The organism is Streptomyces sp. NPDC059201 (genome assembly GCF_042754585.1).
In the GTDB taxonomy this organism is placed as follows: domain Bacteria; phylum Actinomycetota; class Actinomycetes; order Streptomycetales; family Streptomycetaceae; genus Streptomyces.
Window position 1 is genome coordinate 404,931 of the sequence record NZ_JBHZBB010000002.1, and the last position, 14,032, is coordinate 418,962.

General features: G+C 72.5%; 15 protein-coding genes and 1 tRNA gene. 7 read left to right on the plus strand and 9 right to left on the minus strand.

What is annotated here, in order from left to right:
• The first annotated feature begins 160 nt into the window (after nt 1-160).
• The 3 genes from ACFXMG_RS07635 to ACFXMG_RS07645 all read left to right on the plus strand — a co-directional run bounded on the left by ACFXMG_RS07635 (nt 161) and on the right by ACFXMG_RS07645 (nt 5,007).
• On the plus strand, nt 161-1,336 hold the full coding sequence (locus tag ACFXMG_RS07635) for an HpcH/HpaI aldolase/citrate lyase family protein (protein WP_383826061.1): 1,176 nt from the start codon (nt 161-163) through the stop codon (nt 1,334-1,336).
• A gap of 18 nt (nt 1,337-1,354) precedes the next feature.
• A complete protein-coding gene (locus tag ACFXMG_RS07640) occupies nt 1,355-4,087 on the plus strand; it encodes a phosphoribosyltransferase domain-containing protein (RefSeq protein ID WP_383826058.1) in 2,733 nt (910 codons plus the stop codon).
• Between the two features lie 122 nt (nt 4,088-4,209).
• Nucleotides 4,210-5,007: an HAD family hydrolase gene (locus ACFXMG_RS07645; RefSeq protein WP_383826079.1), complete on the plus strand. Its 798-nt coding sequence runs from the start codon at nt 4,210-4,212 to the stop codon at nt 5,005-5,007.
• A 76-nt stretch (nt 5,008-5,083) separates the two neighbouring features.
• On the opposite strand, the gene ACFXMG_RS07650 is transcribed toward ACFXMG_RS07645, so the two are convergent.
• From ACFXMG_RS07650 to ACFXMG_RS07660, 3 genes are all read right to left on the minus strand, one after another.
• Nucleotides 5,084-5,308, minus strand: a complete 225-nt coding sequence (locus ACFXMG_RS07650; RefSeq protein ID WP_383826056.1) for a zinc ribbon domain-containing protein — start codon at nt 5,306-5,308, stop codon at nt 5,084-5,086.
• Nucleotides 5,309-5,391: 83 nt separating this feature from the next.
• On the minus strand, nt 5,392-6,699 hold the full coding sequence (locus ACFXMG_RS07655; RefSeq protein ID WP_383826053.1) for a hypothetical protein: 1,308 nt from the start codon (nt 6,697-6,699) through the stop codon (nt 5,392-5,394).
• Nucleotides 6,700-6,858: 159 nt separating this feature from the next.
• On the minus strand, nt 6,859-7,161 hold the full coding sequence (locus tag ACFXMG_RS07660) for a hypothetical protein (RefSeq protein ID WP_383826049.1): 303 nt from the start codon (nt 7,159-7,161) through the stop codon (nt 6,859-6,861).
• Between the two features lie 75 nt (nt 7,162-7,236).
• Between ACFXMG_RS07660 and ACFXMG_RS07665 the strand changes: the two genes are divergently transcribed.
• Nucleotides 7,237-7,311: transfer RNA gene (locus tag ACFXMG_RS07665), tRNA-Val, on the plus strand.
• 137 nt (nt 7,312-7,448) lie between these two features.
• Here ACFXMG_RS07665 and ACFXMG_RS07670 read toward each other — a convergent pair.
• Nucleotides 7,449-8,072, minus strand: coding sequence for an HNH endonuclease (locus ACFXMG_RS07670; protein WP_383826047.1), 624 nt, complete (start codon nt 8,070-8,072; stop codon nt 7,449-7,451).
• Nucleotides 8,073-9,166: 1,094 nt separating this feature from the next.
• Nucleotides 9,167-9,355, minus strand: coding sequence for a hypothetical protein (locus ACFXMG_RS07675; protein ID WP_383826044.1), 189 nt, complete (start codon nt 9,353-9,355; stop codon nt 9,167-9,169).
• A gap of 166 nt (nt 9,356-9,521) precedes the next feature.
• Between ACFXMG_RS07675 and ACFXMG_RS07680 the strand changes: the two genes are divergently transcribed.
• The gene (locus ACFXMG_RS07680; protein WP_383826042.1) at nt 9,522-10,010 is read left to right on the plus strand and encodes a DUF4231 domain-containing protein; all 489 of its coding nucleotides are present in this window, start codon (nt 9,522-9,524) and stop codon (nt 10,008-10,010) included.
• A 16-nt stretch (nt 10,011-10,026) separates the two neighbouring features.
• On the opposite strand, the gene ACFXMG_RS07685 is transcribed toward ACFXMG_RS07680, so the two are convergent.
• Nucleotides 10,027-10,785 carry a GntR family transcriptional regulator gene (locus tag ACFXMG_RS07685; RefSeq protein WP_383826039.1) on the minus strand — a complete coding sequence of 253 codons (759 nt, stop codon included), beginning with the start codon at nt 10,783-10,785 and terminating at the stop codon, nt 10,027-10,029.
• A gap of 191 nt (nt 10,786-10,976) precedes the next feature.
• Between ACFXMG_RS07685 and ACFXMG_RS07690 the strand changes: the two genes are divergently transcribed.
• Nucleotides 10,977-11,198 (plus strand): hypothetical protein, encoded by a 222-nt coding sequence (locus tag ACFXMG_RS07690; protein WP_319013726.1) that lies wholly within the window; start codon nt 10,977-10,979, stop codon nt 11,196-11,198.
• Nucleotides 11,199-11,277: 79 nt separating this feature from the next.
• Complete coding sequence (locus ACFXMG_RS07695) at nt 11,278-11,544, plus strand: DUF2277 domain-containing protein (RefSeq protein ID WP_383826035.1); 267 nt, start codon at nt 11,278-11,280, stop codon at nt 11,542-11,544.
• Here ACFXMG_RS07695 and ACFXMG_RS07700 read toward each other — a convergent pair.
• From ACFXMG_RS07700 to ACFXMG_RS07710, 3 genes are all read right to left on the minus strand, one after another.
• Nucleotides 11,504-12,136 (minus strand): DedA family protein, encoded by a 633-nt coding sequence (locus tag ACFXMG_RS07700; RefSeq protein ID WP_383826076.1) that lies wholly within the window; start codon nt 12,134-12,136, stop codon nt 11,504-11,506. The two genes, ACFXMG_RS07695 and ACFXMG_RS07700, sit on opposite strands and share 41 nt — an antisense overlap.
• Nucleotides 12,137-12,284: 148 nt before the next feature.
• Nucleotides 12,285-12,773, minus strand: a complete 489-nt coding sequence (locus ACFXMG_RS07705; protein ID WP_383826032.1) for a DoxX family protein — start codon at nt 12,771-12,773, stop codon at nt 12,285-12,287.
• A 247-nt stretch (nt 12,774-13,020) separates the two neighbouring features.
• Nucleotides 13,021-13,671: an HNH endonuclease family protein gene (locus ACFXMG_RS07710; RefSeq protein ID WP_383826029.1), complete on the minus strand. Its 651-nt coding sequence runs from the start codon at nt 13,669-13,671 to the stop codon at nt 13,021-13,023.
• Between the last annotated feature and the right edge of the window lie 361 nt (nt 13,672-14,032).

Below are 14,032 nucleotides of genomic sequence, written 5' to 3' on the forward strand. Positions count from 1 at the left end.
ACATCTGACGGAATCAGGGTGGGAACGGGAGGGAACAGAGGGATACGACGGGGACGGGTTACCTGGATTTCATGCGCGGTGGGAACTACGGACACCCGCACCTACGTACTATTACCGGCCACGTGTCATCAGGGCCCAGAGAAGCCGACGGGGGATTCACATGCGTCATTTCGGGCACATCCCGTCCGCGGTGCGGAGCGGGCTGTTCCACCGCGAGCCGGTCGAGTTCACCGCCGACTCGCCCGCCCGCACGCTCGCGGTCGCCCTCGGCGCCACCCTCTACAGCCCCGCCACCCGGCCCCAGCTCGCCGACGCCGTCCGCAAACAGGCCGCCCGCGGCGTCGTCTCCATGGTCCTCTGCCTGGAGGACTCGATCAGCGACGCCGACGTCGAGGCCGGCGAGGACAACCTGGTCCACGAGTTCCGCGACCTCGCCGAGGGACGGGCCGCCGGCGGCCCCGACGTGCCCCTGCTCTTCATCCGCGTCCGCGAACCCCGCCAGATCACCGACCTCACCGACCGCCTCGGCGACACCGTGAGCCTGCTGTCCGGATTCGTACTGCCCAAGTTCACCGAGGCCCGCGGCAGCGCCTTCCTCGAAGCCCTCACCCGCGCCGAGCGCACCGCCGGACGCCGCCTCTTCGCCATGCCCGTCCTGGAGTCCCCCGAGCTCCTCCACCTGGAGACCCGGGCCGAGACCCTCGCCGGCATCGCCTCCATCACCGAGAAGTACCGCGACCACGTCCTCGCGCTGCGCCTCGGCGTCACCGACTTCTGCTCCGCCTACGGGCTCCGCCGCTCGCCCGACATGACCGCGTACGACGTCAAGGTCGTCGCACACGTCATCTCCGACGTCGTCAACGTCCTCGGCCGCGCCGACGGCACCGGCTTCACCATCACCGGCCCCGTCTGGGAGTACTTCCGCCCCGGCGAGCGCATCTTCAAGCCCCAGCTGCGCCGCAGCCCCTTCCTGGAAGGCCGCGCCGAGGACCTGCGCACCGCGCTCATCGAGCACGACATGGACGGCCTGCTCCGCGAGATCGAGCTCGACCGCGCCAACGGCCTCCTCGGCAAGACCTGCATCCACCCCACCCACGTGCTGCCCGTCCACGCCCTGTCCGTGGTCACCCACGAGGAGTGGAGCGACGCCCAGGACATCCTCCGGCCCGAGCGGGACGGCGGCGGAGTGCTCCGCTCCGCGTATACGAACAAAATGAATGAAGTGAAACCGCACCGGGCCTGGGCCGAGCGCACCCTGCTGCGCGCCGACGCCTTCGGCGTCGCCCGGGAGGACGTCGGTTTCGTGGAACTGCTCACCGCCGGCCTGGCCGGCTGACGAAAGGACGACGGCGACGTGGTGTGGACCGGAACGTGGGTCGCGGAGCGGCTCGGGGTCGAGCTGATCGGCGACGAGGACCTGCCGGCGCTCCTGGGCCTCGCCCTGCGCCGCAACCCCAAGCGGGCCCACCTGCTCGTCTCCAGCGTGCTCGGCAAGCACGTGCCGCAGCACCCCTCGGTCGTCTACGGCTCCGGCCTCGGCCTCGGCCTGCGCGTCCGTGAGCTCCTCGGCCCGGACGAGGCCGCCCGGGCCGTCGTCCTCGGCTACGCGGAGACCGCCACCGCCCTCGGCCACGCCGTCGCCGACGGCCTCGGCACCGCCCCCTACCTCCACTCCACCCGCCGCCCCGTCGCCGGCGTCGCCACCGCGGGCGGCTTCGAGGAGTCCCACTCCCACGCCACCTCCCACCTGCTGCTGCCCGAGGACCCGGAGCTGCTGGCCGGGAAGGGCCCGCTCGTCCTCGTCGACGACGAGTTCTCCACCGGCAACACCGTCCTCAACACCATCCGCGGCCTCCACGAGCGCTACCCCCGAGACCGGTACGTCGTCGTCGCCCTCGTCGACATGCGCGGCCCCGCCGACCGCGACCGGCTCACCGGCTTCGCCGCCGAGATCGGCGCCCGCGTCGACCTGATCAGCCTCGCCGCCGGCACCGTCGGCCTCCCGGACGGCGTCCTGGAGAAGGGCCAGGAGCTCGTCGCCCGGCACGAGCCCGCGCCCGGCCCGGCCCCGGCGCCGCGCTCCCGCGGCGGCCTCACCGCCGTCGCCGCGCCCGTCCGCGTCGACCTCGACTGGCCCGCCGAGGTCCCCGACGGCGGCCGGCACGGCTTCACGCCCGAGCACCGCGCCCGCCTGGAGACGGCGCTGCCCGCGATGACGAAGGCCCTCGCCGAGGCGCTGGAGGCCGGCACGGCGGACCCCGCCGACGGAGACGGCCCCCTGGTCACCCGGGTGCCCCGCGTCCTCGTCCTCGGCTTCGAGGAGCTGATGTACGCGCCGCTGCGGCTCGCCGGAGCCCTGGAGGACGCCGGACTCGACGTCCGGTACTCCACCACCACCCGCTCGCCCGTCCTCGCCGTCGACGACCCCGGCTACGCCATACGCAGCCGGCTCGTCTTCCCCGCCCACGACGACCCCGCCGACGGCTCCGGCGAGCGCTACGCCTACAACGTCGCCGGCGGCGGCTACGACGCGGTCGTCGCCGTCGTCGACTCGGCCGCCGACACCCCCGAGCTGCACGCCCCTGACGGACTCCTGGCCCAGCTCGCCACCCACATCCCGCACGTAGTGCTGGCGGTCGTCCCCTCGTACGCACCGGGACCGCAGGCGGCCTTGTCGGACGCACCGGGACCGCAGGCGGCCTTGTCGGACGCACCGGAACCGCAGGCGGCCTTGTCGGACGCACCGCGACCGCAGGCGGCCTTGTCGGACGCACCGGAACCGCAGGCGGCCCTGTCGTACGCACCGCAACCGCAGGCGGCCCTGGAACCGGTCGCCGAAACCGAATCCGAGCCGATCGCGTCCGAAGCGGCCGATCGCGAATCCCCCGGATCCGATCGCGAAGCCCTCGGATCCGAAGCTCCCGAAAGGAGCTCCATGCTGCCCGAGCCCCTCCGCGGCCCCGCCTTCTCCTCGTACGCGCCCGAGGAGGTCGGCTGGCTGCTCCAGGACCTCTCGGACGTCGAGCTGGAGGCGCCCACCGAGGAACGCGAGGAAGCCATCCAGCGCGGCGGCGCGCACTACGCCGAGTCGCTGCCCGTCGAGTACCAGCCGAGCGCCCGCTACCAGGAGCTCTTCCACAGCGCCCTGGACGCCTCCGCCGCCCGCATCGCCCACGCGGTCGGCACCGTCACCGAGACCGTCCTCGCCGAGCGGCCGGGCCGCCCGGTCCTCGTCTCGCTCGCCCGCGCAGGCACCCCCGTCGGCGTCCTCATGCGCCGCTGGGCGCAGCGGCGGCACGGCCTGGACCTGCCCCACTACGCCGTCTCGATCGTCCGCGGCCGCGGCATCGACGCCAACGCGCTGCGCTGGCTCGCCGCCCACCACGACCCGGCCGACGTCGTCTTCGTCGACGGCTGGACCGGCAAGGGCGCCATCACCCGCGAACTCGCCGCCGCCCTGCGGGAGTCCGAGGAGTTCGCCGGCTTCGACCCGGAGATCGCGGTCCTCGCCGACCCCGGCTCCTGCGTCCGCACCTACGGCACCCGCGAGGACTTCCTCATCCCCTCCGCGTGCCTCAACTCCACCGTCTCCGGCCTGATATCGCGTACGGTGCTCCGCTCCGACCTGGTCGGACCGGACGACTTCCACGGCGCCAAGTTCTACCGCGAGCTGGCGGGGGCGGACGTCTCCGGCGCCTTCCTCGACGCCGTCGAGGCCCGCTTCGACGAGGTCGCCGACACCGTCGACACCGACGTGAAGGACCTCCTCGCCGGCGACCGGACCCCCACCTGGGAGGGCTGGGCGGCGGTCGAGCGGATCAGCGAGGAGTACGGCATCCACGACGTGAACCTGGTCAAGCCCGGCGTCGGCGAGACCACCCGCGTGCTCCTCCGGCGCGTCCCCTGGAAGATCCTCGCCCAGCGCGGCGCGGGCGCCGACCTCGCCCACGTCCGCCTCCTCGCGGAGCAGCGCGGCGTACCGGTGGAGGAGGTCGACGACCTCCCGTACACCTGCGTGGGCCTGATCCACCCTCAATACACCAGGGGCGCGACAGGCGCCGACGGCAAGGCGGTGGTGTCCCGATGAGCACGGTTCCCGCCGCGCGGACGGCCGATACGGATAAGACTGGGACTGGGACTGTGGCCGAGACGGGTACGGCCGAGACCGGTACCGACGCCGGGGCGCTCAGGGCCGCGACGCGTACGACCCTGGTCGCGAGCGACCTCGACCGCACCCTCATCTACTCGACCGCGGCCCTCGCCCTCGGCATGCCGGACGCGCAGGCGCCCCGGCTGCTGTGCGTCGAGGTCCACGAGTCCAAGCCGCTCTCCTACATGACGGAGGAGGCCGCCGAGCTCCTCGCGCGGCTCACCGACGAGACCGTCTTCGTGCCCACCACGACCCGGACGCGCAAGCAGTACCAGCGCATCCAACTCCCGGGCAGCGAGCCGGAGTACGCGATCTGCGCCAACGGCGGGCACATCCTCGTCGACGGCGTCACCGACGCCGACTGGCACGCCTCCGTCGTCCGCAGGCTGGCCGACGAGTGCGCCCCGCTCTCCGAGATCCGCGCCTACCTCACCGCGACGACGGACCTGTCCTGGGTGCGCAAGCACCGGGTCGCCGAGGACCTCTTCGCCTATCTCGTGGTCGAGCGGGAGCGGCTCCCGGAGGACTGGCTGGACCGCTTCGGCGCCTGGGCCGGCGACCGGGGCTGGACCGTCTCGCTCCAGGGGCGGAAGGTGTACGCGGTGCCGAAGCCGCTCACGAAGAGCGCCGCCGTCCGCGAGGTCGCCCGGCGCATCGGCGCCGAGCTCACCCTCGCGGCGGGCGACTCGCTCCTCGACGCGGACCTGCTGCTCGCCGCGGACCGGGCCTGGCGCCCGGGCCACGGCGAACTCGCCGACACCGCGTGGACCGCCCCCCACCTCGACGTCCTCGCCGAGCGGGGCGTCGCGGCGGGCGAGGAGATCCTCCGCCGCTTCCGCGCGGCGGCGCTCAGCTGAGGGGCGCGCGTACGTCCTGAGGGCCGGGCGTTCTGAGGGCCGGGCGTTCTGAGATGCGAGCGCCTACGTCCTGACGTCAGCCGCAGCAGCCACCACCGCAGCAGCCACCGCCTCCGCCTCCGCCCCCGCTCGGGGCGGGGCCGGAGGCGGCCGCCGAGCCGCCGACGGCCACGGCCGACAGCAGCTTCACGGTGTCGTCGTGCCCGGCGGGGCAGGAGGCGGGCGCCGAGGACTCGGCCATGGGCCGGCTCAGCTCGAAGGTGTCACCACAGGTGCGGCAGCGGTACTCGTAACGAGGCATGGGGCCAGGTTAGCGGCGGCGTACGCGCGAGTCAGTGCCCGGACGGCCCCCGCCTTCGGGCCGCATCGCCCCGGCCCCCGGGGTCAGTGGGCCCCAGCCCCCCGCTCCTCGCGGATGGCGGTGACGACGCCCGCGGCCGCGGCCCGTACCGCCTCCAGCTCCATCAGGAAGTGCCAGTAGTCGGGGTGGCGCCCTTCGAGCCCGTCCACGGCCCGGTCGATCCGCGCGACGGCCTCGTCGAGGGGACGGGCGTGACGCGGATCGGGCCGGCTGCGGCCCTCCATGGCGAGCCGCTGCGCGTCCCGCACCGCGAACCTGGCGCGGTCCGTCTCCACCTTCGGGTCCTTCGCCGCCGCGTCCAGCCGCCGCAGCCGGTCCCCGGCCGCCGAGACGGCCTCCCCGGTCGTGTCGAGCAGCGCGCGTACGGTCGACAGCAGGGCGGTCACGTCCGGCCACCGCTGCTCGGCCCGCGCCGCGACCGCCTCCGCGAGCCGCTCCTCCGCCTGCCGTACGGCCTCGGCGGCCTGCTCCGGCACGTGCTGGAGGTCCTGCCAGCAGGCGAGGGAGTACCGCCGGCGCAGCTCCGAGAGCATGGGCTCGACGGCCTCGGCGCGGGTCGTCAGGGCCTGCGCCCGGGTCCGCAGGGACACCAGCCGCTTGTCGATCTCCGCGGCCCGCTCCGGCAGCCGCCCGGCCTCGGCCCGTACCGCCTCGGCGTCCCGCAGCACCCGGTCGGCGCGCTGGAGCGTGTCGGCGACGCCGTGCCGCCCGGCGCCCTCGTTGAGCCGGGTCAGCTCGGGCCCGAGCCGTGCGAGGCGTACGGCCAGGTCATCGGCGCGCAGCCCCTGCGCGCGTACGCCGTCGAGCGCCTCGCTCGCCCCGCGCAGCGCCTGCCGCGCCCGCTCCACGGCGGGCGCGAGCCGCGCGAGCTGGGTCTCGGCCCGGTCGAGCAGCGGCGCGAGCCCGGCCTCGAAGCGATCGAGCTCGCCCTTGACCCGGTCCAGCTCCTCCTTGGCCCGGGTGAGCTCGCCGCGGGCCCGCTGGGCGGTCCCGGCGTCCAGTTCGTCCCGGTCGAGGTCATGGGCGTCGACGGCGGAGATGTACGTGTGCGACACCTCGTCGATCCGCCGCCCCAGCGCGTCGAACCCCTCGACGGCCCGCCGCGCCTCGGGCGACCCGTCCACGGCGGTGATGGTCTCGATGGTGATCCGAAGCCCGCGCTGCGCCGTGTCCAGCTCGTAGAAGGCCGCGGCGGCCGCGTCCTTCGCCGCCTGCGCCTCGGCGCGCTGGCTCTCCCCGCGCCCCCCGAACCACCGCCGGGTCCCGCCGCCGGCGAACGACTGCGGCACCAGCGCCGCCACGAGCAGCGGCAGCACGAAGGCCAACCGCACAGCCGACCCACCCCTGGACGCCGCCCCACCCCTCACGTCGCTCGCCGCCACGTCCCTCTCCCGTGCTGTCTCCGAAGTGCCCGGCCGTCCGAACGACCATTCTCCCACCCACTAACGACGAACACACGACCCGATCAGTTCACGGCCCGCACGGCGACGTCACCCTCCCCGCCACGCACCCTCCCGCACGGACACGTCGACGCCCCGGTCACCGTCGCACTCGACGCAAGGCACCCGCAGACTCACGTCGACCCGCCGGCGCACGCCCGCGAGGCCGATCCGTACGTCCCCGTCCTCGGACCGCACCTTCAGCGGTGCCGTGAACCCCTCGACGGCCACGAAAGACACGGCGACGTCCCGGGGCACCTGCACCCGGTGCACGGCCCCGCACCCCGCGTCCACCCGGATCCGCAACCGCCCGTCGACCAACTCCCAACCGGCCTCGGCCTCACCCCCCACCACAGAGGTAGGGCTCCCCCCCCCGGAAACAGGTTTGCGATCCGCCCACCCCCTCCGTGTAGGCTGTTGCTCTCCCACGGGTGCGTAGCTCAGGGGTAGAGCGCTGCTCTTACAAAGCAGATGTCGGCGGTTCGAAACCGTCCGCGCCCACCAGTAGGAAGCACGTCGAAGGCCCCCAACCGATCATGACTGGGGGCCTTCGACGTCAACGTATCCGTAGTCCCGGCGGCCCGTACGGAGAAGGCGTAGGGCACTGCGTCCACGGTGCTGCTGCTCCAGCGGCTGACCGATCATGAGGAAGGGGACTGCTGGATCGGGTCAGGGGGCCGTGGGTTGGGGGCGGGGGCGGTTGTGTCTCTGCCGCAGAGTGCTCGGTGGTAGCGGAGGTGTGCTTCATCGAGCTGGTGGGTGGGGAGTTTGCGGAGCGGGCCTATGGGGCTGCGGTCCTCGGTCCGGCGAACCGTGCCTTCGGTGTCGATGTAGATCGCCAGGGTGTCGAACTGGACGTGGTGGTTCGGGCATAGGACGAGCAGGTTGGGCTGTTCGTCGGGGCCGTTGTGCGGGCGGCCGAGGCCGCGGATGTGGGCGGCCTCGCTGTAGGTGCCGAAGAGGGTCGACAGCCGGAGGCCGCAGACCTGGCAGCGGTCGCCGTGCAGCTTCTTCACCTTGGCCGTCAGAGCCGTGTCGCGGACGATGCGGGCGGTCGCGACCGTGCGCCGCGCAGCGGGACCCGCTTCCGTCGTGCGATCCTCCGATGAGTCCTCGATGCCGCCGGCGCTCTCGTAGCCGGCCAGCCCCAGCCGCTCCATCAGGGCATGCTGATCGATGTCTCGCAAGTACGTCTCGCGCAGGAGGGCCAGCGCCTGGGACCGTACGAAGGGGTCTCCCAGCAATCGTGCGGCCTGCTCGGTCATTCCTGCTTCGGGATTGAGCCTGTCGAACGCTGCGGCGTGCGCTACGGAGTCATGCTCGGAAGGGAGGCCGTGGACGTCCCACAGTCGGCTCGTCTTCAGGTGCAGGAACGGGTACTCGGGGGTGACGGAGGAATCGGGAAGGCCGAACTCGGCTAACAGGCCGCCCACTTCCTCGCGGAACTCCCGCCATGGTGCGAGGTGGGGCCTGCCCGTGGCTACTCGGGAGATACCCCACAGCAGAGCCAACGGCTTGTGCCTGCTCTGCCGGCCGTTTCTCGTATGGACCCGAAGTTTCCTCAGTCTGTCCATGAGCTCGCTCACCATGAGCTCAGCGGGCGACTCGGCTGCGGGAACCGGCGGCGGGAACTCCCGGCCGCTCTCAGCCGAATGCCGGACCGGTTCAGGCACCGTAGGCATGGCGCGGCCCGCTGGGCGTCTTGACCTTGGCGGTCGGATTGATGCCCTTGCTGAGCGGCACCTCGGGATCCTTGTTTCGGGCAGATCGATACACGTCACCGACACGCAACAGGCTTCCCACTGGACCTCCCCCTGATGACACTGCTCTGGTTCCCCGATCTTGCCAGGTCCGTGAGGTCGCTGGAGGTCGGCGGGCGGGCAGCGCACAGTCAGGCGGTCGGTCGGCATGTCGCACGGCGCCTGAGGGCGTACCCGGCGCGTGTGCTGTCGGTGTGCTGCTGTCCGCCGCGGTTGCGCCTCCCCCTCTTCGGTGCGCGCTGGAAGCATTCCAGCATCCGACGACGAAGGGGACAGGATGGTTCAGCCGAAGTGCGGTGCTCCTACCCAGAGCGGAGGCCGCTGCCAGAACAAGGCGATCACGGGTACCTCGCGGTGCTCCAAGCACCAGGGGCCGTGGTCCCCGTATGGGGTGGAGCAGCGGAAGAAGAAGGAAGCCGAAGCCAAGATGAAGAAGCTTCGGAAGAAGCGGTAGCGGGCGGTCAGGTGCGGTCGGCTGACATTCGCAGCTGACACCGACACCGACACCGACGGCGACGGATGACGGCGGCTTCTGGGCTGTGGGATCTGCGTCGTCGTTTTGGAGGCCCCTCGCCTGGGGTGGGGAGGGGCCTTTTGGGTTACTTGATTACTTCTACCTTCTTGTCGCCGGCGGACTTTGCGGCGGTGACCCACTTGACCGTGCCCGTCTGGCGGTCGCTGGCGTCCGTGGACGTGGGGGCCGAGGGGGTGAGGAGGGTGGCGAGGGCGGCGGCCGTGATTGCCAGGAGGGTAATTGCGAGACGGGGGCGGGGGAATGCGGTCGGCATGGGGGCTCCCTGGTGTGGTGAAGTCGTGGTGAGGGGGTGAACTTATCTTGGTGGGGGGTGCTGGGGGAACGGGGTGGGGTGGTTGACGTGGGGGGTTGGGGGTCGGTGTACTCCGGGGATGGTCGATGTGGGGGATGCGCCTGAAGTGGGCGTTGCCGTGGGGGACATGACGGCGCAGAAGTATGTGGAGACGCGGCTCGCGCAGTACCAGGAGTGGTACGACGTCAAGGCGGCGCGGATGAAGGCGATGCATCTGCGGATGCGGACCGTGTCCGTCGTGGGTGGGGCGCTCGTGCCGGTGTTCGTGAATCTGGACGCCGGGTTCGCGCGGGTCACCGCCACCGTGCTGAGCGTGGTCGTCGTCGCCGCGGTGTCGCTGGAGAGCGTCTACCGGTACCGCGAGCAGTGGAAGAACTACCGGTCCACCGAGCAGCTGCTCGGGCACGAGCGGGTCTACTTCGAGACGAAGGTCGGGCCCTACCGGGAGCTGTCGCGGCGGGAGGCGTTCTCGTTGCTCGTCGCCCGGGTCGAGAAGGCCATCGCCAACGAGAACGCCGCCACTTTGAATGTGATGACCTTGGGCGGGCAGGTCACCGCCGATCTTCAGGGGCAGACGCGGGCGGGGGGCGAGGTGCCTGCCGCGCGGGAGGGGTGAGGGGTGAGGGGTGAGCTCAGGCGTCGAAGTCGTACTCCAGGATGTAGGACGACGCGTCCAGGGTCATCTCGTTGAGCTCGACCGCCCGTCCCGGGCCCGTGAACGCCGTGCGGCCGATCAGGACCACCGGTGTGCCGAGGGGGAGGGCGAGGCGGGTGGTCTCGTCCGCCGTCGGCATGCGGCAGCGGATCTCCTCGCGGAAGTGGACCGGGCGGTGGCCGAGCTCCGTCAGGCGGGCGTACGTGCCTCCGGGGCCCGTGTCCGGCTGCGTGATCGGCGTACCGCGCACCAGGTCCGCGGAGAGGTACGAGACCGACAGCAGGACCGGCTTGTCGTCGAGGACGAAGCGGCGGCTGCGGACGCAGACGGGGGCGTCCGGCGGCAGGTTCAGCGCCCCCGCGACCCGCGCCCCCGCCTCCTTCTCCGCCACCACGATCTGGTCCACGACCAGCGCCCTGTTCTCCACCTCCGCCGCCCACACCGAGCGGCCGCCGGCCCAGCCCTCGCCCGCGAGGCGCGGGATGCCGCGGCGGCGCAGCGGGCGGAAGGCGCGGACGAAGACGCCGGCTCCCTTGCGGGCCTCCGTGAGGCCCTCGCCGCGGAGGACCGCGAGGGCCTGGCGGGCGGTCATCCGGGCCACCTCGTAGGTGGACATGAGGTCGTTCTCACCGGGGAGACGGTCGCCCGGCGCGAAGGCGCCGGACTGGATCGCCGATCTCAACTCATCCGCGATGCGCTGGTACTTGGGCCGACGAGTGCCGTCCTGGTCAGTCACGGGTGGACCACTCCCTTCGTCTGCGGGACACCCTAAGGGGCACCCCGCGGCCAGGGTGCACACGTGTGCGCCGTCCTGCCCTCGTGATCCATCCATCGGGGGACATCTCTAGAGATACGTTGACAGGGCGGGGTCTCCGCGTTTCCCTGGGTGTCCCCATGCAGCATTCGGGACCGGGACGGAGGGGTTGCGTGCAGCCTGTGCCCGAGGTCGGCGACCTCGTCCGCGACACCGCCACGGGGCGGGTCGGCTTCTTCGTGCGGAGCGCTTCCGGGCGCTTCCTCATCCGCGCCGTCCACGGCGGGGCCGAGTGGGAGGCCGAGCCCGGCGACGTCCAGCTCGCCACCCCCCTGCGCGAGCTCCGCGCCCGCGCCGCCGAGATCAACGCGCGCAGCCGGCGTGGCCTGAACTGAACCCTGGCTCCCCAGGGAGGCCGTACGGGCCTCAGGCCGTGAATCCGCCGTTGTCAGTGGGGCGGGTCACACTGGAGGCATGTGCCGCAGCATCAAGACGCTCCGCCCGCCCGTCCTGCCGCATGAGGCGACGCAGGACGACATCCGCGCCGCCGCGCTCCAGTACGTCCGCAAGGTCTCCGGCTTCCGCGCGCCCGCCGCGCACAACCGGGAGGTCTTCGACCGGGCCGTCGACGAGATCGCCGACGCCACGGCCCGACTCCTCGCCACCCTGGAGGTGAGAGGAGCGCACCAGCACTCCGGCGTCAGGACGCCGGAGCCGGAGCCGCGCCCGGACGCCGTATGAGATAGCCGGCCAGGCCGCCCGCCAGCAGCAGCGCCAGGGTCGAGACCCCCGCGCTGAACCAGGTCGCGCCCAGCCACTGGCCGCCCAGCCAGCCGAGCCCCACGCTGTACGAGGCCCAGATCACCGCCGCCAGCGCGGACCACGGCAGGAACTCCTCGGGGCGCCGCCGCGCCGCGCCCGCGCCCAGGGACACCACCGAGCGGCCGGCGGGGGCGAAGCGGGCCAGGACCACGATCAGGCCGCCGCCCCGTGCCAGGGCGGTGCCGAGACGTTCCCGCGCCACGGTCAGGCGGCGCGAGCGGGCTATCGCCCGGTCCAGGCGCTTGCCGCCGCGCAGCGCGAGCCGGTACGCGAGGAAGTCGCCGAGCATCGAGGCCGCCGCCGCGGTGAGCAGCAGCGGCAGCAGGGACGGGACGTCCGCGGGCGCGGTGGCCGTGCCGAGGGCCGCGGAGGCGGCCGTGGCGGCGGAGATCACGAGGAAGCCGCTCGGCAGCACGGGCAGAAAGACGTCGAGCAGGATCGACGTCGCCACCACCGGATAGATCCACGGGCCCGCGGTCAGCGACCTCAGCGAGCCCATGCTGTCGAGCAGATTCACAGGGCCAGAGCCTACGCGCCGCCGCCCGGGCTCCTGCCGGGTGGGTACCGGCGGGAGTCCGGGCGGCGGAGAGAGGGGTGGGGAGCTCCGGTCGTCAGGTCATCCGGTCGTCAGGTCATCCTGCCGTCCGGCCGTCAGGCCGTCAGGCGGCGACCGGTGCGCCCTGCTTCTCCGTGCCGCGCTCGTTCTCGCCGTCGGGGGAGCCCGTCCCACTCTTCGCGCCCTTCTGGCCGAAGAGCGCGTCGAGCGCCAGGCCGCCCGGGCCGGTGAAGATCAGCAGGGCGAAGGCCCAGCAGAAGAGGGCGGCGGTCTCGCCGCCGTTCTGGAGGGGGAAGAGGGCCTCCGGCTGGTGGGCCCAGAAGTACGCGTACGCCATCGAGCCCGAGGCCAGGAAGGCCGCCCCGCGCGTGCCGAGGCCGATGAGGACGAGGCCGCCGCAGACGAGCTGGATCAGCGCCGCGTACCAGCCGGGCCAGGCGCCGGTGGGGAGGGTGCCGCCGCCCATCACGCCGCCGAGGACGCCGAAGAGCGAGGCGGCGCCGTGGCAGGCGAAGAGCAGTCCGACGACGATCCGGAACAGGCCGAGCGCGTAGGGCCGCGCTTGGTCGAGGCGGTGGGTGACGGTGTTCATGGTGGGGGGAACTCCTTCGGCGGGCCCTCCCTGGGTGGGGGCGGGCGTGGGGGACTGGTACCGAACGGCCGCCAGGTTAGGCATCCCTCAGTAGTACTTGCAAGTTCAAGCATCTCTATTGAGGGGGGCGCGCCTGTGGTAAGAGTCGCTCAGGTCTGGACCAATAGGTGCGCCGATTTCACGCCGTTCTCGCGCCGCCCCCACGCCCTTCTCGCGCCCTTCTCAGGCCGCGTCAGGAGGCGTGCGGTCAGCAGCCGTTGAGGACCGACTGGAGCGCGCTCTTCTCCGCCGAGTCGACGCTGAGGCCGTAGTGGTACTTCACGTGCACCCAGGCGCGGGCGTAGGTGCAGCGGTACGCGGTGCGCGACGGCAGCCACTTGGCCGGATCGAGGTCGCTCTTGGCCTGGTTGACGTTGTCGGTGACCGCTATGAGCTGCGGCCGGGTGAGGTCGTTGGCGAAGCCCTGGCGCTGGGCGGTGGTCCAGGAGTTGGCGCCCGAGCGCCACGCCTCGGCGAGCGCGACGACGTGGTCGATGTCGAGGTCGGAGGCGGCCGTCCAGGTGGCGCCGTCGTACTGCGAGTACCAGCTGCCGCTGACGGAGGCGCAGGCGGAGTCGGTGACGACGTTCGAGCCGTCGCGCTTCAGGACGGTCTCGCGGGTGTTGCAGGTGCCGGACTGGGTGATCCAGTGCGGGAAGAGATCGCGGTTGTAGCCGGTGAGGGAACCTTCCGCCTTGACCGTGAGGGCGGCGAGGTAGGTGCGGGCGGTGGCGGCGCTGACCGGGGTCGGCATCGCCGCCTGCGCGGAGGGGGCGGCGGTGACGAGGCCGGTGAGGGTGAGGGCGGCGGTGGAGGCGAGCACGGCGGCTCGACGCGCGTAGACCTTGCCGAAGGACATGGGTGACTCCCTGGGATCGGTGGGACCTCGGCGGTTCGGGCCGGCCCCGTGCGGTGCCGGGCGACGGCCCGGTCATCGTGGCGGCGCCAGGTTTCGCTGGAGGGTGCGCCAGGTAACAGAGTGGCGACATGCACACGTCACATCAAGGGGTGTGACGATCCCTGACGGAGCGCCAGATTCCGCTCGCGGGAAGGGCGGTGCCCGATCCGGCCACACACACGACCGCGCGCGACCGGATGATCCGGCCGCGCGCGGTGGGAAAACTGTGTGGGGTGGTGTGGGGTGGTGCGGGTGGTGTGGGTGGGGAGAGGCGAGTGGGTGCCAGGCCGCCCGGGCGGCTAGCCCGCCCTCCCTATGAAGA

Coding starts and splice junctions, on each gene's coding strand:
- ACFXMG_RS07650 (WP_383826056.1), bottom strand. CDS start 5,308: ATGCCTCGTTACGAGTACCGCTGCCGCACCTGTGGTGACACCTTCGAG.
- ACFXMG_RS07710 (WP_383826029.1), bottom strand. CDS start 13,671: ATGTCCTTCGGCAAGGTCTACGCGCGTCGAGCCGCCGTGCTCGCCTCC.
- ACFXMG_RS07670 (WP_383826047.1), bottom strand. CDS start 8,072: ATGACCGAGCAGGCCGCACGATTGCTGGGAGACCCCTTCGTACGGTCC.
- ACFXMG_RS07680 (WP_383826042.1), top strand. CDS start 9,522: ATGACGGCGCAGAAGTATGTGGAGACGCGGCTCGCGCAGTACCAGGAG.
- ACFXMG_RS07705 (WP_383826032.1), bottom strand. CDS start 12,773: ATGAACACCGTCACCCACCGCCTCGACCAAGCGCGGCCCTACGCGCTC.
- ACFXMG_RS07635 (WP_383826061.1), top strand. CDS start 161: ATGCGTCATTTCGGGCACATCCCGTCCGCGGTGCGGAGCGGGCTGTTC.
- ACFXMG_RS07675 (WP_383826044.1), bottom strand. CDS start 9,355: ATGCCGACCGCATTCCCCCGCCCCCGTCTCGCAATTACCCTCCTGGCA.
- ACFXMG_RS07695 (WP_383826035.1), top strand. CDS start 11,278: ATGTGCCGCAGCATCAAGACGCTCCGCCCGCCCGTCCTGCCGCATGAG.